The sequence below is a fragment of the Streptomyces lanatus genome, assembly GCF_014655715.1.
Lineage (GTDB): Bacteria > Actinomycetota > Actinomycetes > Streptomycetales > Streptomycetaceae > Streptomyces > Streptomyces lanatus.
In genome coordinates this window covers 51,848-71,977 of the sequence record NZ_BNBM01000008.1, presented here as the reverse complement: position 1 = coordinate 71,977, position 20,130 = coordinate 51,848, and the positions used below count along the sequence as shown (strand labels likewise).

The following is a 20,130-nucleotide window of genomic DNA, read 5'->3' as shown; positions in this document are numbered from 1 at the left end:
CCCTTGATTCCTACGAATTTCAACCTGCACGACTCGCACACGAGCGGGAGCGGACCGCCCTCGACGCCCTCCGCGGCACGTCGCCTGAGGTCAGCCCTTGTCCAGGAAGCGCCGCAGCCTGGTCAGCGACCAGGTGTTGATCACGTCGTCCTTGGTGAGCCAGCCACGCTGTGCCGTGCCCACCCCGTAGCGCAGATAGGCAAGGTGGATGACGGCGTGGGCGTCGCTGTCGACGGCGAACTTCACGCCGTGCCGCTTGGCGCGCAGGATGTCCTCGTCGCGCAGGTCGAGCCGGTCCGGGTGGGAGTTGATCTCCAGGGCCGTGCCGGTGCGCGCGCAGGCGGCGAAGACCGCGTCGAGGTCGACGTCGATGGCGGGGCGCTTGCCGATGAGGCGGGTGGTGGGGTGGCCGATGATGTGGACGTGCGGATTCTCGCAGGCCTTGACGATGCGCCGGGTCAGGGCGTCGCGGTCCTGGTTGAAGTGCGAGTGCACCGAGGCCACGCACAGGTCGAAATCGGCGAGGAACTCGGGCGGCCAGTCCACACCGCCGTCGGGGTCGATGTTCAGCTCCGCGCCGTGCAGCACCCGCATGCCGCCATGCTCCCTGTCCAGCTCTCGGACGCGGGCCCGCTGGGCGAGGATCCGTTCGTCGGTCATGCGCTGCATGGCCATGTCGGGGCCGTGGTCGGTGACGGCGTAGTAGGCGTAACCGCGCTCGGCGGCCGCGGCGACCATCTCCTCCAGCGGCGCGAGACCGTCCGTGAGGTCGGTGTGGGTGTGCAGATCGCCCCGGATGTCCTTCTCCTGGATCAGCTCCGGCAGCTCGTCGCGCAGCCCGGCCTCGATCTCGCCCCGGTCCTCACGCAGGGTGGGCGGGATCCACGGCAGGCCGAGGCGGGCGTACACGTCCTCCTCGGTCTTGGAGACGATTTTGTCGCCGGTCTCGGTATCGAAGAGGCCGTACTCGGAGAGCTTGAGCTTTTTATGGACGGCCATCTCCCGGGTTCTGATGTTGTGCGCCTTCGACCCGGTGAAGTACTGCATCGCCGCGCCCCAGGAATCCGGCGGCACGACCCGTAGATCGACCTGGAGGCCCTTGTCGGTGCGGATCGACGTCTTCTTCTCGCCCTGTGCGATGACCTCGGAGACATATGGCAGCTCGGTGAAGGCCCGCATGATCGGCGCCGCCTTCTTCGCCGCGACGAGGATGTCGATATCGCCGATCGTCTCGCGGAGGCGGCGCAGCGAACCGGCGTAGGCGCAGCGCATACAGCCGGTGACCTGCGACATCTCGGCGACGATGTCCTCGGCGAGGCTCATGGCCACGTCGATCAGGACTCGGTCGCCTGAGGATTTCAGCAGGTCGATGCCGTGGAGGATGTTTTCCTCGGTTTTCGGCCCGAATCCCTTTAGGTCGCGCAGGCGCTCCTCGTGGATGGCTTCGGCGAGTTCCTCGGTGGTGGAGATGCCCAGTTCCTCGTAGAGGACCAGTGCCTTTTTGGGGCCGAGGGTGGGGATGGCTGTGAGTTGGCGGACGCCCGCTGGGATTTTTGCGCGGAGTTTCTCTATGGCGGAGACGGTGCCGGTGGAGAAGTATTCGAGGATCTTCTCCGCGGTCGACTTGCCTACATTGGGGATTTCCTGGAGGCCCTTGGCATCCAGCTTGGACACGTCGGTGTGGTAGCCGCCGATTGAGCGGGCGGCCTTTTCGTAGGTGCGCGTTCGGAACGCGTCGCCTCCGGTGATCGAGATCAGGTCCGCGTACTCCTGGAGTAGGGCGGCGATCTCGTCGTTGGACCGTGCCACGTTCTCAGGGTAGGCGGGGGAGGTGGGTGCCGCGATTGGTTGTGTTTTGTCTGCGGGTGCGTGGGGGCTGGTCGCGCAGTTCCCCGCGCCCCTGGGGGTTGCAGGCGACCCTAGTGACCCAGGGGGGTCGGTGGAGTGGTCGTCGGGTCGGCGGCTGGCAGGTGAGCCGACAAGGGCGGGTGGGCCGGGGTTGCCCCCTCCTTCGTCAGGGCCGCTGCGATCCTGCGGGCCGTCAGGGGGTCGGCCGGCAATGTGTGGGACGCGAACCAGCGGGCCGCCTCCGGCGCGGGGGACGGTTCTGCGAATTCTGCGCCCGCGTAGTCGTCGAGCGGTGGGTCGTAGATGTAGCCGGTGACGATGCCGTGGTCGACCAGGCGGTCCGCCAGGGCGTCGCGGTCGTTGACCAGGAGCGGGACGCGGAAGAGGGACGGTGGGCCGTCGTGGGTCAAGCGGTCGCGTAGGGCCGGGGTGGACCACGTGGTGCCGGACAGGAGTGACACGCCTGCCCTGCGGCGTGCCAGGTCGCCCTCCAGGAGGGTCATCCGTAGCTCCAGCTGGCCTCGGACCAGGGCTCCGTGGCGGGAGCGGAAGCCGTGCAGGTCGACGCGGACCCAGGGTTCGTAGGCGGCGAGGCTGGGGGCGTGGCGGGCGCTGCCGGCCAGACGGGGGGCGTGCAGGGCCATGCGGAAGGCGTCGCGTTCGAGGAGGCCCAGGCGTTGCATGGTGCGCCAGACGGGGCGTACGAGGTGAAGGGTGCGGACAGTCGAGCGGGCCAGGGGGCGGAGGGTGGTGGCGAGGTCGTCGCGGAGGCGGCGGGGGGTGAGCAGGTCGTCGCGGAGGAGTTCCAGCTCGCGGCGGGTGCGTGCGTCCTCGACGGCCAGGAAGCCGCCTGCCATGGCGGCCACGTGCTTGGAGAGGCTGAAGGCGGCGGCCTTGCCGAAGGTGCCGATCGGCTGGCCATCCACGTGCGTGCCGATGGCGTGCGCCGCGTCCTCGATGAGCGGGATCCCCAACTGATCGCAGCGGCGGCCCAGTTGGACCACGCGGTCGGGCAGGCCGTACAGGTTGGTGGTCAGGACGGCGTCCACGTTGCGCCAGGTGGATTCCGGTACGGCGGCCGGGTCGATGTTGCCGTCCCACTGGGACACGGGTGCCTGTACCGGGCGCAGTCCGGCGGCGAGGACGACGAAGAGGATCACGTCGTCGTTCACGGGGGACATCAGCACCCGTCCGCCCGGCCGGCACCAGCGTCGCAGTGCCAGGTACAGGGCGAGTCGGGCCGAAGGCGTGTAGACGCATTCGCGTCCGATGCGCCGTGTCATCATCGCGGCGAGCCGCGATCCGTACGGCATGGTCACCTCTTCCGTGGAAGGGTCCGGCGAAGGGTCGCCCGAGAGGGCGAAAGGCATGGGGCGGCTGGGGCACCGTGCGAGGTCAGGGCAACGAGGGCGAGGGCAGGCTCAGCGGGCCCGGGCTCCCTCGCCCGATGAGCCCGAGGTGCGCAGGGTGCCGACGGTCTTCAGCAGCCGGTCGGCGGGTTCGCGCAGCCGGGGATGGGCCAGGACGGTGTTTCTCAGGCCGCGCACCGGTCTGCGCCACATCCGGTGGGCCGTCGCCACCGGGTGCGGACGCACCGCGAACCCCTCCGCGACCCGCAGTTCACGGGTCTTGAGCCAGTCCTTGTACTCCTTCTCGCCGCGCCCGAAATCCATGAGCGTGACGCCGTCCCGTCCCGCGGCCTGAGCCAGCCGCAGATGCATCATCAGGCCGGGCGAGTAGTAACTGAACTCGGGGTCGTACGCCGTGAACCAGGCCGCGAAGACCGAGCGCGACCGCGGGCCGAAGTGCGCGGCGACGGGCCGGTCACCGGCGTAGACGACGGAGAGGATGCCGGTGAAGTGCTCTTCGCGGACCTGGAAGAGGTGGTCGACGAGGTCGACTATCCAGGGTCTGGAGAAGCGGTCCATCCGCCCGGTTCTGCGGTACTGGGCGGACTTCCACCGCATCAGGGTGCGCAGCACGCGCGGGTCGCGCTCGTCGTACACGAACCGCACCTCGCCCGCGTCGCGGCCCAGCCGGCGCTCCTTCTTCAGCGTCGTCTTGGCCAGCCCCGGGTAGGTGGCGCGCAGCCACTCCGGGTAGCCGCCCTCGCCCGGTTTGAGATCGAGCACGGGTGAGGCGAAGGTGCCCGTGACATACGGGCCGAACGGCTGCTGTTCCTCCACCAGGTGGTCGAACTCGAACACGGACAGCCCGCACGCCCTTAACAGTTCCCGGGCGTCCCAGCTCACTCCGGGCCGGTGCACCAGCCCCTGGCAGTCGGACAGCCCGAGCCCGATGGCCCGGCCGACGCCGTACGCGTTGCGTTCGTACGGGAAGAAGCCGACGGCCTCCCCTCGCTGGTGCAGGACCGCGACATGCGCCCCCTTCCGGTACCTGCCGACCCCGAGCGCGAACTCCGGTGCCAGGAACGGGTTGGCGTAGTCGGGCGACTCGTCCATCGCCCGGTGCCAGGCCCGGCGCAGCGACTCGTCGAGCTCGTCGGGTCTGTGAACGCTGATGGTGGTGCCTGTGGATCGCATAGCGACCGCTCCCCCCAAAAAATCCCCCCAAGAGGCGCTTTTGGGCGCCTCGCCACGGTGTCCCCCATGTCGAACTTTGTGGCGAGGCTCAAACGTCGCGAAACAGTACGCACGCTGTCAAGGTGGCTGCTCGATCCTTTAGCAGCGCTTGGTGACCGAGGGGTGGCTACCGGTCAGCGGATGGCCACGAGCACATGGCTGTCGCCGTACTGCCACACGGAACCGGCATGCCCGAACCCCGCCCGCCGCAGCAGCCGTTCATGCGCGGCCACGGACAGCGTCGGAGCGCCGTCACCCCCGCCGACCGGCATACGACAGCGACGCTCGGCGAGAAGATCCGTCAGCTCGGGGTCCTCCGCGACGGCCGTCCACCAGGAGGCCCAGTCCTCGTGGGCCAGGGCGTCGCCGCGCTCGGCGTGGCGGCGGCCGACGTGACCGGTGAGTGCGGTGAGCGCGGCGTCGTCGTGCGGGAAGTGGTCGCCGTTGACGAGGACGCCGCCGGGGCGCAGCAGTGCCGCGAGCTGCCGGTAGGTGCGGAGCAGGGCGTCCGGGTCCAGGTAGTGCAGTGCCGTCGTGGACACGGCCGCGTCGAGCGGGCGGTCGAGGCGCAGGGCGTGGGTCCAGCCGTCGGCGCCGATCACCGTGTCGATGTAGCGGGCGGCGTCGGCGTGATGGGTGCGGGCCAGCTCCAGGAGCAGCGGGTCCATGTCCACGCCGACGATGTCCGCGTACGGCAGCCGCCGGGCCAGCCGGGCGGCGAGCGAGCCGGGGCCGCAGCCGAGGTCGAGGACGAGCGGCCGGGCGGCGGGGAGGCCCCGGTCCGCCATCGTCCGCTCCACCACATCGGCGATCACGGTGAAGCGCTCCTCGCGGTCCACGGCGTACCGCTGTTGCTGGAGTTCCCAGCGTCGCACCCATCGCTCCGCCGTCGCCAGGCTCAGCCCCATCCGGTCGTGCCACCTCGCCGTTCCACACCTGTCCTCGCTGTCTGCGCAAGACCCTACAGGTGGAAACGGTTCCCATTACCCCTTTTGGCGGTACGTCACCCGAGGGAGGCGAGGACCTCCAACAGCCGGTCGACCTCCTCGGCGGTGTTGTAGATGTGCAGGCTCGCCCGCACCGAGCCGGTGCTCTCCCCCGCGCTGCCCTGGCAGTGCTGGTCGGAGCGGACCATGAAGCCGTGGCTGAAGAGGATGAAGCCCAGGTCGCCCGAGTCGATGGCGTGGTGGCGGAGGGTGACGATGCCCTGGCGTCGCTGGACGGGTGAGTCGGCGGCCAGGGCGGCCTGGCAGCCGAGGATCTCGTAGGCGTCGAGGTGGCGCAGTCCCTCGGTGAGCCGGGCCGCGAGGGCGACCGTCCACCGCTCGATCCGGTCGGTGCCGGCGGCGTCCAGCCAGTCCAGGGCGGCGGTGAGGGAGGCGATGCCGACGGTGTTGGGGGTGCCCGACCAGCCGCCCGGTGTGAAGTCCGGTCCGCGTGTCCCTCGGGCCCAGACCGCTCCCGTGCCGGGCAGGGCCATCGCCTTGTGGCCGGAGAAGACGATGAAGTCGACGTCGAGGTCGCTCGCGGACACCGGCAGATGGCCGACGCTCTGGGCGGCGTCCAGGCAGATCACCGCGTCCGGTCCGACCGCGCGGCGGATGCGGTGGACGTTCATGTTGCCGCCGTACACGTGGTGGACGTGGCTCGTGGCGACGAACCGGGTGCGTGGACCGGCCAGTTCGGCGAGCGCGGTGTGGTCGTAGTCGCCGGAGGCCGTCTGGTACGGCATCGGCCGCACCTGGATGTGCACGCCCTGGCGGGCCAGTTGGTGCCGGGTCTCCAGCCAGGGCGCGATGTTGGCCTCGTGGTCGGCGACCGGGACGACGATCTCGTCCCCGTCGGTGAGGAGTTGGGGCAGCCAGTCGCGGGCGATCGTGCGCAGGCCCTCCGTCGTCCCGCTCGTGAAGTGCACGGCCGAGCGCTCCGGCGCGGGCTCGCCGAGGAACCGCTTCACCCGGTCCCGGGCCTCTTCGACGAGGGTCGTGGTCCGGTTGGCCCAGGGGTAGGTGCCGCGTCCGGCGTTGGCGTTGGTGGTGGTGAGGTAGGTGTGGACGCCGTCGAGCACGGCCTGGGGCTTCTGGGCGGTGGCCGCGCTGTCCAGATAGGCCTGGTCGGGGTGTGCGGTGATGATGGGGAACTGGGCGCGCAGGGCACGCTGCCAGTCCGCCAACTCTTCGACGAAGGCGGTCACTTGAGGATCAGTCCTGGATACGGTCATCGCGGTCAGTCCCGTACGAGCGGGGCGCCCGCGTCGCGCCAGGCGATGATGCCGCCGGTCAGGCTGCGGACGTCCGGGTGGCCCAGCCGGGTCAGCAGGGCGGCGTAGCGGGCGGACTTCTCGCCGACCGGGCAGGCGAGGAGGACCGGGCGGGTGCGGCTGAACGGCAGTCCGCCGTGCAGGAGTTCCTCGAAGAGCTCGTCGACGATGTTGACCGAGCCGTCGATGTGCAGGGCGGCGAAGGCGTAGGGGCTGCGCAGGTCGATGACGATCGGTTCCCCCGTGGCGATCCATGCCTGGGCGTCGGTGACGCCGATGGCCGGTGCCGTGCGGATCTCGGCGTCCGTCAGGTCGGCCGGGGAGGTGGCGCGGCGGGGGCGGCCGAAGAGGTCGGGGCGCCGCTGACGGACGTAGCTCAGATAGCTCTCGACGCGGTCGCAGACGATGAAGACGGCGGACTGGCGCTCCGTCAGTTCAGCGTCCAGCGACTTCAGTTGACGTATCGCGCCGAAGTAGGCGGCGCCTCCGGTGGGTCCGGCGAGGATGCCGCAGCGGCGGTTGAGCGTCAGCATGCCCTCGATCGCCTCGTCGGCGCTGACCGTCTCGATGGTGTCGTAGGTGCCGGGGTCGAACAGGCCCACCTCGTGCGCCTCGTCGATGGTGCGGATGCCGGGCACGAAGTCGGACTTGGCGGCGACCAGGCCGACGACGCGCACGGCGGGGTCGTGTTCGCGCAGGGCGCGGGCGACGCCGGTGGAGGAACCGGCGGTGCCGACGCAGGCTATGAACCAGTCGGGAGCCCGGCCGTCGAGGTCCTTGACGATCTCAGGTCCTGTGCCGGTGAAGTGGGCCTCGGTGTTGCGCGGGTTGAAGTACTGGTCGGTGTGCAGGAAGGTGCTGCCGGGCTCGGAGAGGGTGCGGTGGAACAGCGTGAGCGGGTCGTCGGTGGCGGTCGGGTCCAGGCACTCGCTCTGGCCAGGCAGTTCCTCGATCTCCGCGCCGAGCAGCAGGAGCAGATCCTTGATCTCGGGGATGCGCATCCGGTTGGTGACGCTCTTGAAGGTCAGGCCGTGCATGCCCGCGAGTACGGCGAGGGCCTTGGCGGTGTTGCCGCTCGACAGCTCCACGACCTGGCCGCCCTCCTCGGACGCGGCGGCTGTCAGATGCGGTCGGGCCATGTTCCAGGCGGCCCGGTCCTTCACCGAACCGAAAGGGTTGAGCAGCTCCAGCTTGGCGTACAGGTCGATATTGCTCAGGCCGTGCACGGCCGGATCGATGCGCACCAGCGGTGTGTTGCCGATGGCCTCGGTGATGCTGTCGTACCTCACTGCGCTCCCCCCACGGGTGTGGTCGGCCAGTACTGGTCGTCCAGGCACCAGCGCCATCTGCCGCCCTCCTGCCAGGCGGCTGCCTTGGGCGCGGCGGGCTGGTGCTGGGCACGGGTGGCGTGGAAGTCCATGCAGTAACCGGCCGTGTTGGCGAACGCCAACAGGTCGCCGGGGGCGGGGCGGCGGGGCAGGAAGACCGTACGGCGGGTGATCAGGTCGGACTCCAGACAGAGGTTGCCGAAGAGGTGCACGGGGACCGGTGGTCCCGGTGACCCCTCTGGGACGAGTACCGGGTCCATGAGCACCCCGTGGTCCTCCAGCGCCACGTCGTCCGCCTTCGCCGCCAGCCGTACGGCGAGCGGGCCGTCGGCCTCCTGGTCCCGTACTTCCAGGACTCTGGTCAGGGTCAGTCCGCACTGGTCGAGGAGTGCCCGGCCGGGTTCGATGTGCAGGTCGTAGAGGTGTTCCAGGAGCAGCGCGGCCAGGGGACGGCCGCCGAGGGACGCCGCCGGGTGTGAGAGGAGTTCGTCGAGGTAGCGGGCTCCGGCGATCGGGCGGTGCGCCGGGTACAGGCCGAGGGTGCCGCGCAGGGTGCCGGATTCGTTGCGCAGTCCGTAGCCGTGGCCGCCGTGGGTCAGGGGCGGTCGGATGCCCAGTACGGCTTCGGTGAGTGCGGTGGTGTACCGCTCCCATTGGCCGCCGTCGGCGAGGTAGTTGACGCCGAAGCCGCCGCCTATGTCCACGGCCCGGGGCCTGAGCCCCCGGCTGCGGCACTCCTCCAACACCCGCAGACAGCCCTCCAGCGCCACGGCCTTCTCGGCCAGGCTCGTCGTGTCGAGGTGGTAGGCCACCCCGACCAGGTCGAGCACATCGGCGTGTCGCTCCACGGCATCCAGCAGCGCGGCCGACTCCGCCACGGGGGTGCCGAAGCGGCTGCGCCGGGTCAGCACCCGTACGCCGGACGTCTCGAACCCCGACAGCCGGAGCAGGACGCGGGCGCGGGGCAGGGCGTGTCCGCGTACCAGTGTGGCGAGTTGCTCCAGTTCGCCTCGCGTGTCGAGGCTGACGGTGACCGAGGTGCGGGCCGCCAGCCACAGGAACTCGGGGTTCTTCGGCCCTGTCGCCGTGATCCGGTCGGGGGTGAGGCCCGCACCCAGCGCGTGCTGCAGTTCCCCCAGCGAGGCGACGTCAACGCCCGCGTCCGTGGCCGCGAGCCGGCGCAGCAGGGCGCTGGACCGGTTGGCCTTGTGGGCGAGGAACACCTGGCCGGAGAGGTGGTGGGTGTCGTACACCGCGCGGAACTGCCGGAGATTGTCGGCGAGTTGGTCGGGGAGGATCACGTTCAGCGGCGAGCCGAGGGCGTCGGTGAGCGTGTGCAGCAGCTCCGGGGTGTCCAGCAGGGAACGCAGCCGGGGCCCCAGCCGCGGTGCGAGATACAAGGGCTGCCCGCCCATGCCCGGCCCTCCCCAGCGCTACGGGCCCGACACTCCGGGCGCTGACGACCACTCCCCGCGGTTTGCCGTATAGCTCCTTTCCCCGCATCCGGTGCTTTACGCCCCGTACCTGCACGGCTGGGCGGTACGTCAACAGGTGGGCCGAAAATCACCGCTGCCGGATGGGCCGTCCGGGCAGCCGCACCGGGCGAAACACGGCGTCGCGTGGTAGGCACTCTTCAGTTGGCGGGATCCGCGGATGGAGGCGCTGTGTTCGGACGACAGGTGGCCGTGGTGGTCATGGCCGGAGTGCTGGGACTGGTCGGCTGTGCTTCCGACGCGGGCGCGGGTGCGGGCGGGTCCGAGCCGACGGACGTGACGGCCGGCCCCTCGACCGCCACGTCCCCGACTGCCGCCTCCCCGTCGGCCGCCACATCACCGGCGGCGTCCGACGGTCCGACGCCGGTCCCCGTCACAGGACCGGATCAGCAGCTGGTGACCATGGAGGTCACCGGCGGCTTCGCCGGCGTCCGGAAGGCGGTGACCCTGCGGGGCGACGGCTCCGTGCACACCAGCGACAAGGGCGAACAGGGCGTCCATCGCACCAGCCCGGCCCAGTTCACCGAGCTGCGCACGCTGCTCGGCGATCCCGCGCTGGACGAGGTCCCGGACCTCACACGGGACGCGCAGGCGCGGGATCTGTTCCAGTACACGCTCCGCTTCGACGGCCGTACGGTGATCACCGACCGCTCCGGACCGGCGCCCGCGCTCGACCGGCTCATCGACGCCCTGAGCCCATGGCTGCCGCGGTGACGGGTCCCTCAGCGGCCCTCACCTGCGATGTTGACCATCCAGGTGATGCCGAACCGGTCCGTACACATGCCGAAGACATCGCCCCACATCTGCTTCTCCAGCGGCACCGCCACCGAGGCGCCGGCCGACAGCTTGTCCCATTAGCCGCGCAGTTCGGCGTCGTCGTCGCCGCTCAGGCTCACCGAGATGTTGTTGCCGGGCTTGTGGTCGTCCGTCGGGGTGTCGGCGCACATCAGCGTGAAGCCGTTGGGGGCTTCGAGCATGCCGTGCATGATCTTGTCGGCCAACGGGCTGTCCTTCTGACCGAACTCGGCGTAGGTGTTGAGGTTCAGCGTGCCGCCGAAGACCTCCTTGTAGAACTCCAGCGCCTGTCGGGCGTCGCCGGCGAAGGTGATGTAGGGGTTGAGACGCGAGGCCATGAATCCTCCAGGAGTGGGGCCGGAAACCGACTCCGAAAAACGTAGCGCGGGCCACTGACAATGGCCCGCGCACACGTCCACATGGCGGCATCGCCCTACAGGGTGCGCTCCAGGCGGTCCGCCACCAGCTTCACGAACCGCGCCGGATCCTTGGGCTGGCCGCCCTCGGCGAGCACCGCCAGCGTGTGCAGCAGCTCGGCGGATTCGACGAGTCCGTCGCGGTCCTCACGCTCCTTGTACGCCTGGTTCAGGCCCTTCACCAGCAGGTGGTCGGGGTTGAGTTCCAGGATGCGCTTGGTGGTCGGCACCTCCTGGCCCATCGCGCGGTACATCTGCTCCAGGGCCGGCGTCAGATCGTGCGCGTCGGAGACGACACAGGCCGGGGAGACGGTGAGCCGCGTCGACAGGCGCACCTCCTTGATGTCCGCCTCCAGCTGCTCCCCCATCCAGCCGAGCAGCCCGGCGTAGTCCTCGGCCTGCTTGGCCCGCTCCCCGTCGGCCTTCTCGTCCTTCTCGCCGTCGAGGTCGATCTCGCCCTTGGCGACCGACCGCAGCTTCTTGCCCTCGTACTCGCCCACGGCGTCGACCCACACCTCGTCGACGGCGTCGGTGAGCAGCAGCACCTCGATGCCCTTGTCGCGGAACGCCTCCATGTGCGGGGAGTTCTCGATGCTCTGCCGGGAGTCGCCGGTGAGGTAGTAGATGTCGTCCTGGCCGTCCTTCATCCGCTCCACGTACCCCGCGAGCGTGGTCGGCTCGTCGTCGGAGTGGGTGGTGGCGAACGAGGCGACGGCGAGGATGGCCTCGCTGTTCTCCGAGTCGGTGACCAGGCCCTCCTTGAGGACCGTGCCGAACTCCCGCCAGAACGTGGCGTAGCGGTCGGCGTCCTTGGTCATGAAGTCCTTGACGGTGGACAGCACCTTCTTGGTCAGGCGGCGCTGCATCATCAGGATGTGCCGGTCCTGCTGGAGGATCTCGCGGGAGACGTTGAGCGAGAGGTCGGCGGCGTCGACGACGCCCTTGACGAAGCGCAGGTAGGGCGGGAGCAGTGCCTCGCAGTCGTCCATGATGAAGACGCGCTTCACATAGAGCTGGACGCCGCGCTTGAACTCGCGGGTGAACAGATCATGCGGGGCATGCGAGGGGATGAACAGCAGGGACTGGTACTCGAAAGTGCCCTCGGCCTGGAGGCGGATGGTCTCCAGGGGCTCGCGCCAGTCGTGGCTGATGTGCTTGTACAGCTCGTGGTACTCGTCGTCGGACACCTCGGAACGCGAGCGCGCCCACAGGGCCTTCATCGAGTTGAGCGTCTCCGGCTCGGGCGTGCTGTCGCCGTCGGCCGACGCGTCGGCCTCCGGGACCATCCGGATCGGCCAGGTGATGAAGTCCGAGTACCGCTTGACGATCTCCCTGATCTTCCAGGGCGAGGTGTAGTCGTGCAGTTGGTTCTCGGGGTCGGCGGGCTTGAGGTGGAGGGTGACGGAGGTGCCCTGCGGCGCGTCGTCCACCGTCTCCAGCGTGTACGTGGCCTCGCCGCGCGAGGTCCAGCGGGTGCCCTGGGTCTCGCCGGCCCGCCGGGTGACCAGCGTCATCTCGTCGGCCGCCATGAAGCCGGAGTAGAAGCCGACGCCGAACTGGCCGATGAGGCCCTCGGCCCCGGCCTCGTCCTGCGCCTCCTTCAGATCCTTCAGGAAGGTCGCCGTACCCGAGTTGGCGATGGTGCCGATGAGCTTGCCGACCTCCTCGTAGGACATCCCGATGCCGTTGTCCCGGACCGTGAGGGTGCGGGCCTCCTTGTCGACATCGATCTCGATGTGCAGGTCGGACACTTCGGCGTCGAGCGCGTCGTCCCGCAGCTTCTCCAGACGCAGTTTGTCGAGCGCGTCGGAGGCGTTGGAGACGAGTTCACGCAGGAAGACATCCTTGTTCGAGTAGACCGAGTGGATCATCAGCTGGAGCAACTGACGGGCCTCTACCTGAAACTCAAACGTCTCGGTCGGCATGGTTGGCGCGTACCTCACTGAATTCAGTCACCGGAATGGGTCGCAGTCACTGTAAGACACGAGGTCAGCGCGGAGTGCGGCGATGGCGGCACCCGGCCACCCTGAGACATCACAGGCTGTCTCCCGCCCAGTTCGATGCCAGGGTCGAGGTGCATCGAGGATCGACACGATCGAACGGAGGACCCGATGCCCTCTTCACGTCTGCTCACCTCCCGGCGCAGGGCGGCGACCGTCACGGGGGCGGCCGCCGTCCTGCTCGCCGGAGCCGGGCTGTTCACCGCCGCGCCCGCCCAGGCCGCCCCGCGTCCGTGCCCTGGCGCCGGACCGGGCGACCCTGCGCGCTGCGCTCAGGTGATCGGCATCGACCCGGGTTCGTCCCTGGTGATGCGCACCGGGCCGCGCTACGGCGCGGGGGAAGTGGCCCGCTACGGCAACGGACAGTGGCTGGAGCTCTCCTGCTGGACCACCGGTGACCCGGACGCCGACGGCCATGGATACCGCTACTGGATGGTGGTCTCCACGCCCAGGTCCTGGGGGTACGTCAACGACTGGTATCTCGACACCGGCGGCCCGAACACCTGGAAGTCCCAGATCCCGCAGTGCCGCTGATCCCGACGCACAGGAAGCAGGAGCTCTCATGACCCAGTACACCGCACGCACCCGTGCCCTCACCGTGGCGGGTGCCGTGCTCACCCTCGCGGCGTCCGCCGTCCTCAGCTCTGCGGGCCCGGCCGGTGCCGCGATCCACACCTGCAGCATCTCGGGCGACCGGGCCAAGTGCGCCTACGTCACCGGCATCGACGCCGGATCCAACCTGGCCGTACGCACCGGGCCGCGCTACAGCGCCCCGAAGTCGCCGGTCTTCGGGCAGTACCACAACGGGGACGAGCTCGGCCTCATCTGCTGGACCACGGGTGACGGGGACGCGGACGGGCACGGCTACCGCTACTGGATGCGGGTCGACAACGGCATCGGGGACGGGTACGTCAATGACTGGTACCTGGACACCGGCGGCCCGAACACCTGGAAGTCCCAGATCCCGCAGTGCTGAGCCGCCGGTGACTCACACCAGGTGGGCGAAGACCACCAGGTTCGCGGTGTAGTCCTTGACCTGACGGTCGTAGTCGCCGGCACAGGTGATGAGCCGGACCAGGGCCCGGGGGGTGTCGCCGTACACGCGGTCGCTGGGGAAGGTGTCCTTGTCGAAGGTCTCCACGCTGTCGACCTGGAAGGACGCGTTGCGGCCATCGGCCCGGGCCACCTGGAAGCGGTCGCCCTTCTTCAGCTCTCTGAGGTTGGCGAAGACGGCGGCGGACGTGGCCGTGTCGACATGGCCGGCGATGATCGATGTGCCGGGCTCGCCGGGGGACGCTCCCTTGGCGTACCAGCCGACGAGGTTGGTGTCGGCGGCGGGCGGGGGTTCCAGCCGCCCCGCCCGGCCGATGGCGAGATCGACGAACGGCGCGTCGACCGAGATCTTGGGGATGAGCAGGCGAACCGGCCGGGACCTGTGCAGATGCTTGCCCACGGGCCGCCCGGCGGACGAGGACCTGTCCGCCGAGGGGCCGTCCGAGTCGGTCTGTGCGGGCGCGTACCGTTCGATCGCCGGTGGCGCGCCCCATGCGCGGCCGGCGTCGGACGCCTGGTCCTGTCCGCCGCCCAGCGTGACCGCCAGGACCATGACGGCGATCGCGCTCCAGAAGGTCGCCACGGCCGCCCGTCTTATCCGCTGTGAGGTAACGGAACCGGCGGTGCCGGAAGCGGCCGGATCGGTTGCGGGGGAAGGGGGACGGTCGGCGGCCATCGGGGCACCACCTCATTCGGGCACGGCAGCGGATACGGCGGACGGGGGGACCAAAGGGGCCGCCGCGACGCGCGGCGCACGTGCGGCGGCCACTGCTATGGCATCGGGCATGGTCAGGCCACGGTTCCGGAAGCCTTCTTGCGGCGCAGCGCGTAGATGCCGGTGCCGGCGACCGCGAGTACCGCCAGTCCGCCCGCGGTCACACCCGACGTGGCCAGGCCGCCGCCGCCCGTGTGCATCCCGCCGTGCGGCTTGCCGTGCTCCTCGTGGTCACCGCCCCAGGACTCCTCCTCGTCGCCCTTCCACGAGTCCTCCTCGTGGTCGCCGCCGCCCCACTTGTCGTGGCCGCCCTCCTTGCTGCGGTAGCTGTCCGGGTCGTGCTTCGGGTCCTTGTCACCGCCCCAGTCGTCACCGTTGGTCACGGCGGCCAGCGCTCCGCCACCCGTGTGCATTCCGCCACTGGGCTCGTCGTGCTTGCCCTCCTTGTCGTGCTCCTTGCTGTAGGACTCGTCGTGGTCCTCGGACTTTCCATGGTCCTCGGACTTGCCGTGCTCTTCGGACTTGCCGTGGTCCTCGGCCTTCTCGTGGTCCTCCGGCTTGTCGGTCTCCTTGCTGTAGGAGCTGTCTTCGTTGTCCCAGTCACCTGCGGAGACGGCGTAGGCGGCGGGCGCGATCGCCAGCGCGGCCGTGGCCGTCGCGGTGGCGAGCAGCATGCGGACAGAACGCATAGGTGAATCCTTCCGTCACGACCTGGGCGGCTGACGCTTCATCACCACTGGAGCCAGGCCTTGACGTGATCCACCGTCAGTCATGTCTTTCGGTCGCACCATTCGAAGCGATCACACGGGTTACGGCCGCACCCTGACGGCCCTGTCGCGACACGCCGGGCATTCGAGGGACGCGACGCGACCCGCGGATGTTTGCGCCGCCTCGAAGTGGTGAGGCGCGTGGGATGTCGCAGCACACCCTCACCGCCGTCACAGCGCCGTCACCTGCGCCTTCGCAGCAGCGGGACGCGTTCTTCGACAACGCCAAGTACGCGGCGATCGTCCTGGTGGCGGTAGGACATGCGTGGGAACCGCTGCGGAACGGCAGCCGGACCGTCGACGCCGCGTACATGCTCGTGTACGCCTTCCACATGCCGGCGTTCATCGTGATCTCCGGCTACTTCTCACGCGGCTTCGACGGCCGCCCCGACCGACTGAAACGCCTGGTCAGCAGCCTTGTCGTGCCGTATGTCGTGTTCGAGACCGCATACACGCTGTTCACCCGTTGGACGGACCAGGAGCCGGATCGCCCGATCACTCTGCTGGACCCGCTGTATCTGACGTGGTTCCTGGCGGCGCTGTTCCTCTGGCGGCTGACGACGCCGCTGTGGCAGCGGGTGCGTCTGCCGGTGCCGCTCGCGCTGGCCGTGGCGATGCTGGCGACCCTGTCGCCGGAGATCGGCAATGACCTGGACCTCCAGCGCATCCTGCAGTTCCTGCCGTACTTCGTGCTGGGTCTGTCCCTGCGGCCCGAGCACTTCCGGCTGGTCCGGCGGCGGGCGGTGCGCATCGCGGCCGTGCCGGTGTTCGCGGGTGCGTTCGTGGTGGCGTACTGGGCGGTGCCCCGGATGACCGGCGCCTGGTTCTACCACCGGGACAGCGCGCAGGAGCTGGGAGCGCCCGGGTGGTACGGGGTGCTGATGACACCGGTCCTGTTCGTCTGCTCGCTGGTGCTGGTGGCCTGCTTCCTGTCCTGGGTGCCGGGCCGCCGGATGTGGTGCACGGTGCTGGGTGTGGGCACGCTGTACGGCTATCTGCTGCACGGGTTCGTGGCGCAGGGCGCCAAGTACGGGGGCTGGTACGACCCGGCCTGGGTCCACCGGCCGCTCGGCGCGGTCGTCGTCACCCTGGTGGCCGCTGCGGTGGTGACGCTGCTGTGCACGCCACCCGTCCGGCGTGTGCTGCGCGGCGTGGTGGAGCCGGAGCTGGGGTGGCTGTTCCGCCGGGAGCGGTGACCCCGGTCAGGGCTCGCTCACCAGCCCGGCCATGTGCGCGGTGACCGTGTCGAGGATGTCGTTCCAGGCGGCCTCGTCACCGAGCACGAGGTAGTTGAGGGTGAGGCCGTCGGTCATGGCGGCCAGGTAGCGGGCCAGCACGGCGGTGGGGACGTGCAGACGCAGGCCCATGGTCTGCCGCAGCTGGTCGATGAGCTCGGCGTAGGTCTCGGCGTACAGCTCGTACTGCCGGCGCGCGAGGTGCTCGAAGCCGGGCTGGCGCAGGGCGTACTGGGTGAGCTCGTAGGTGAGCATGTGCTCGTCCGGGTGGGCACGGACATGGTCCCAGTACGCCTGGAAACCGGCCCGGACGGTCTCGTCGAGGGTGGCCCGGGGCCGTAGCGCCTCCTTCACCAGGGTCACGTAGTGCTCGGTGATGGTGGTGATGACGGACTCGATCAGCTCCTGCTTGGAGTCGAAGCAGTAGTGGAACACGCTCAGCGAGACGCCCGCCTCGGCGGCGATGGACCGGGTGGTCGTCCTGGGGACGCCGTCCCGGGCCATCGCCCTGATCGCGGCCTCGGTGAGCTGTCGCCGCCGCTCGGCGGACGGCAGCCGTGCCATGGAGCCCCTCTCTTGGCTGTCAGCTGCTGTGGACGCCGACCTCGTAGAGGGAGTAGCCCCACTCGGTGCCGCGCTCCTGCCCCTGGACGCGTACGTATCTGGCCGGTGTACCGGTGAACCTGGCCGTGTCCAGGCCGCCGTCACCGGATGCCGTGGACCAGGCGGTGCGCCAGGTCGTGCCGTCGGTGGAGAGCTCGATGCGGTAGGCCTTACCGTACGCGCGTTCCCAGTCGAGGGTCACCCGTTTGACCAGGTGGGTGGAGCCCAGGTCGAGCTGGAACCACTGGTCGTCGTTCCAGTCGCTCGCCCAGCGGGTGCCGCCGTCGCCGTCGGCGGCCCGGTTCGGCTGGTAGCTGGTGAAGAGGCTCCACTCCGAGGAACTGGCGGACGTGGCCGCGCCCCGTGCGAGGTTGACCCCGGCCGCGTGGTTCTCGGAGGCCCCCCAGGTGTCGAGGTAGGACTCGGCGCCCCGGAAGAGGTCGTCCACCACGTCCTGGCCGCCGACCCGGCGGATGTCCTCGATCCAGTCCGGGACGAGGCCGTAGTGGGCGGCGCCGTCGGTGTTCAGGTCCCAGGTGCGCTCGCCGGTGGTCTGCCTGTCGATGACGGAGCCGCCGTCGACGCTCTTGAAGGGGTACGTCACCTTGTTGGGGGCGTCCGCTCCGCGCGGTCCCGGCCAGCCGCCGACGCCGTTCATGTCGGTGCCGTAGCCGTATCCGACGCCGTACTTGTCGCGCAGCGCCTCGGTGCGCTTGGCCTCCGAGATGAAGCCCTCGGAGCCGTGCATGTACTGGGCGATGAAGCCGCCGAGGCCGTAGACCCGTTCGGTCCAGTCCATGTCCATCCAGCTGTGCGAGGACAGGACGCCGGGGTAGGACGCGGACTCGAAGATGTCGAGGACCCGGCCGGTGGCCTTGACGCTCATATGGTCGATCTCGAGCATCATCTTGCGTTTCATCATGCCCCGTACGGCGTACTCACCGAGGTCGGTGAGCCCTCGGACGTTGCATTGGGCGTCCGCGTTGTACGAGGGGACGTCGACGCCCGCCGGGAGTTCCTTCTCGGCCTCGGCCGCCGTGGCGTTGCCGATGGGGTTGTCGTGCTGCGGGCCCTTACAGGTCTCGGTCTTCCAGAAGGTGCCGGTGGACAGGAACTGCCCGACGTTGATGGCCGTGCCGAGCCCGCCGGAGTCGAAGCGGACGCCGCACAGGGCGTTGTCGAACTTGTGGCACAGGAACATGCTGCGCACGCCGAGCGAGTACAGCTCGTCCAGGCCCTTGTCGATGTCCTCCCTGCTGCACTGCGCGATGTCGAGGATCTGCTTGCAGCCGAAGGGTTCGGAGGTCTCGACGCCGAGGATGACGGCCAGTTTGCCCTGCTGGATGACCTGGCGGGCCTGGGCGCTGTCGGTGACGACGCGGAACCAGCCCTTGCCGGTGCCGCCGTACATCTTGTCGACGTAGGCCTGCATGTCGTAGGTCAGCTTGGCCTGGAGCCGGATGGACGTCATCTCGTCGCAGCTGCGGTCCTTGAAGAAGTACACGGAGCAGATCACGCCGTTGGTGACGAGGTCGTTGACGAGGACGCGCTGGCCGCCGCGCCAGGCCCGCTCCACCCAGGCGTAGTAGTTCTGCTGGTGGGTCAGCGAGTCATGGGCCGGCCAGTCCTTGAAGGTGGGCCAGCCGTTCGGGTCGTGCTTGCCGTCGCCGCCGTTGGTGATGAAGTCGAAGATGGCGAGGGAGCCGTCGGGGTAGTGCTCGGGGCAGTCCTTGAGGGCGTCGGCGACGCCCTGTTCGGAGAATGCCTTTCCGCAGATCAGACGGCCGCCGAAGGCCTCGTTGGCGAGGATGTGGTCGTGCGCGTCGACAAAGCCGCGGACCTCGCCCTTGGCGTTGGTGCCGGTGAAGGGCTCCCCCGTGACATTGATCTGGGAGTCCGGCGCGGGCCGTGCGGTCGGGTCCCACCAGTTGCCGGCCGCCGAGCTCGGGGTGGGGCCGAGCGCGATGGACAGCACGAGCAGGAGGAGCGACACCACGGTGACGTTCTTGCGTCGGCGATACGGGCGTCCGGCAGTGGTCACGGCCCACGTCCCTCGGTCGGCGGTTGGCGGGGTCCGATTGTCATGACCTCGCAATATGTGCGACGAGGATGGCCATTACGGCATGCCGAGTCAAGAGTCCGGGACAGATGACCTACTCGCGGGAAACAGATGAACCGCTGAGCAACTGACGGGGAATCGGTTCACTCCGCGTGCGTGACCCTGATCTTCGACTGGCCGTGCGGGAGTTTCTCCCAGTCCGGCATGAAGCGGGCCCGCAGCCCGTGTTTCCCGGCCAGCGCGATGAGGGTCTCGGTGCGGTAGTAGAAGTCCTCTCGCAGGACCTGGTGTTCCTCGCCCTCGGTGCGGTCGAAGGTGAAGTCGAACCAGCCGTCGGGGGCGAGCACCCGGCCGACGTTGGCCAGGCACTCCTCGATCACCGGGAGCGGCGAGTGCGAGAAGACGCTGTGCGCGTGGACGACGTCGAAGTGGGCGTCGGGCAGGAACGCGAGCGTCAGGTCCCGTACCGGGGTCAGCGTGGGCAGCCGCTGTTGCAGTCCCCGCTCCACGACCGTGTCCTGCGCGGCGAAGAGGATGTCGGGCGAGATGTCGATGCCGTAGTAGTGACCGGGGTCGAGATGGCGGATGAAGCGCCAGCCGCCGCGCAGATTGCCGCAACCGATCTCCAGCATCCGGTGCTCGGGGCGCAGGCCGTGGCCCACGAGGTAGTCGAACTGCATCGCCCCGAGCGCCAGCCACCGCTCCTTGCTGTGGCTGCCGACGGCCGCGTCCGGGTCGGCCCGGGTGTCGGAGCGCATCACGGCGCGGTAGTAGGAGACATGGTCCGGGTGGCGGCGGCGCAGCCATATGTCGCGGGCGGAGCGGGCCAGATGGCGGGGCACGCGGTCGGGGTGGCGCAGGGCGTAGGCGAGACGGTGGGTGAGGGCCGCGCGGTTCACGGTGAGGTTCTTGGCCGGCATGACGATCGTGCCTCCCTGGGAATCGGGTACCACCGAGGATGCGCAAGGGAAGGGCG

17 protein-coding genes and 1 pseudogene are annotated in these 20,130 nt (G+C 69.5%); 4 read left to right on the top strand and 14 right to left on the bottom strand.

What is annotated here, in order from left to right:
• Positions 1-90 precede the first annotated feature (90 nt).
• From polX to IE325_RS22105, 7 genes are all read right to left on the bottom strand, one after another.
• Positions 91-1,809 (bottom strand): DNA polymerase/3'-5' exonuclease PolX, encoded by a 1,719-nt coding sequence (polX, locus tag IE325_RS22135; RefSeq protein WP_190071740.1) that lies wholly within the window; start codon positions 1,807-1,809, stop codon positions 91-93.
• Between the two features lie 110 nt (positions 1,810-1,919).
• Complete coding sequence (locus IE325_RS22130; protein ID WP_190071739.1) at positions 1,920-3,161, bottom strand: DegT/DnrJ/EryC1/StrS family aminotransferase; 1,242 nt, start codon at positions 3,159-3,161, stop codon at positions 1,920-1,922.
• Between the two features lie 108 nt (positions 3,162-3,269).
• Positions 3,270-4,391, bottom strand: coding sequence for a GNAT family N-acetyltransferase (locus IE325_RS22125; protein WP_190071738.1), 1,122 nt, complete (start codon positions 4,389-4,391; stop codon positions 3,270-3,272).
• A 173-nt stretch (positions 4,392-4,564) separates the two neighbouring features.
• Positions 4,565-5,338, bottom strand: a complete 774-nt coding sequence (locus tag IE325_RS22120; protein ID WP_190071737.1) for a class I SAM-dependent methyltransferase — start codon at positions 5,336-5,338, stop codon at positions 4,565-4,567.
• Between the two features lie 95 nt (positions 5,339-5,433).
• Entirely contained in the window at positions 5,434-6,651 is a 1,218-nt protein-coding gene (locus IE325_RS22115; RefSeq protein ID WP_190071736.1) for an aminotransferase class V-fold PLP-dependent enzyme, read from the bottom strand.
• 5 nt (positions 6,652-6,656) lie between these two features.
• Positions 6,657-7,979, bottom strand: coding sequence for a pyridoxal-phosphate dependent enzyme (locus IE325_RS22110; RefSeq protein ID WP_190071735.1), 1,323 nt, complete (start codon positions 7,977-7,979; stop codon positions 6,657-6,659).
• Positions 7,976-9,433, bottom strand: coding sequence for a Y4yA family PLP-dependent enzyme (locus IE325_RS22105; protein WP_190071734.1), 1,458 nt, complete (start codon positions 9,431-9,433; stop codon positions 7,976-7,978). Before IE325_RS22105 ends, IE325_RS22110 begins: the two co-directional genes overlap by 4 nt.
• Before the next feature lie 249 nt (positions 9,434-9,682).
• Between IE325_RS22105 and IE325_RS22100 the strand changes: the two genes are divergently transcribed.
• Complete coding sequence (locus IE325_RS22100) at positions 9,683-10,225, top strand: hypothetical protein (RefSeq protein ID WP_190071733.1); 543 nt, start codon at positions 9,683-9,685, stop codon at positions 10,223-10,225.
• Between the two features lie 8 nt (positions 10,226-10,233).
• Here the strand turns inward: IE325_RS22100 and IE325_RS22095 are convergent.
• Positions 10,234-10,644 (bottom strand): annotated as a pseudogene (locus IE325_RS22095) (VOC family protein).
• Between the two features lie 95 nt (positions 10,645-10,739).
• Positions 10,740-12,647, bottom strand: a complete 1,908-nt coding sequence (gene htpG, locus IE325_RS22090; protein WP_190071732.1) for a molecular chaperone HtpG — start codon at positions 12,645-12,647, stop codon at positions 10,740-10,742.
• 186 nt (positions 12,648-12,833) lie between these two features.
• On the opposite strand from htpG, the gene IE325_RS22085 reads away from it, so the two are divergent.
• Together IE325_RS22085 and IE325_RS22080 are read left to right on the top strand one after the other, a co-directional pair.
• Positions 12,834-13,256, top strand: a complete 423-nt coding sequence (locus IE325_RS22085; protein WP_190071731.1) for a hypothetical protein — start codon at positions 12,834-12,836, stop codon at positions 13,254-13,256.
• Between the two features lie 28 nt (positions 13,257-13,284).
• A complete protein-coding gene (locus IE325_RS22080) occupies positions 13,285-13,698 on the top strand; it encodes a hypothetical protein (RefSeq protein ID WP_190071730.1) in 414 nt (137 codons plus the stop codon).
• A gap of 12 nt (positions 13,699-13,710) precedes the next feature.
• On the opposite strand, the gene IE325_RS22075 is transcribed toward IE325_RS22080, so the two are convergent.
• Together IE325_RS22075 and IE325_RS22070 are read right to left on the bottom strand one after the other, a co-directional pair.
• Positions 13,711-14,451, bottom strand: coding sequence for a class F sortase (locus IE325_RS22075; protein ID WP_190071729.1), 741 nt, complete (start codon positions 14,449-14,451; stop codon positions 13,711-13,713).
• A 113-nt stretch (positions 14,452-14,564) separates the two neighbouring features.
• Positions 14,565-15,179, bottom strand: coding sequence for a hypothetical protein (locus IE325_RS22070; RefSeq protein WP_190071728.1), 615 nt, complete (start codon positions 15,177-15,179; stop codon positions 14,565-14,567).
• A gap of 224 nt (positions 15,180-15,403) precedes the next feature.
• Here IE325_RS22070 and IE325_RS22065 point away from each other — a divergent pair, with 224 nt between their 5' ends.
• Positions 15,404-16,453, top strand: coding sequence for an acyltransferase family protein (locus IE325_RS22065; RefSeq protein WP_190071727.1), 1,050 nt, complete (start codon positions 15,404-15,406; stop codon positions 16,451-16,453).
• Positions 16,454-16,459: 6 nt separating this feature from the next.
• On the opposite strand, the gene IE325_RS22060 is transcribed toward IE325_RS22065, so the two are convergent.
• The 3 genes from IE325_RS22060 to IE325_RS22050 all read right to left on the bottom strand — a co-directional run bounded on the left by IE325_RS22060 (position 16,460) and on the right by IE325_RS22050 (position 20,074).
• Positions 16,460-17,056, bottom strand: a complete 597-nt coding sequence (locus IE325_RS22060; protein WP_190071726.1) for a TetR/AcrR family transcriptional regulator — start codon at positions 17,054-17,056, stop codon at positions 16,460-16,462.
• Positions 17,057-17,075: 19 nt separating this feature from the next.
• On the bottom strand, positions 17,076-19,136 hold the full coding sequence (locus tag IE325_RS22055) for a galactose-binding domain-containing protein (RefSeq protein WP_190071725.1): 2,061 nt from the start codon (positions 19,134-19,136) through the stop codon (positions 17,076-17,078).
• Between the two features lie 161 nt (positions 19,137-19,297).
• Positions 19,298-20,074, bottom strand: coding sequence for a class I SAM-dependent methyltransferase (locus IE325_RS22050; protein WP_190071724.1), 777 nt, complete (start codon positions 20,072-20,074; stop codon positions 19,298-19,300).
• Positions 20,075-20,130 lie beyond the last annotated feature (56 nt).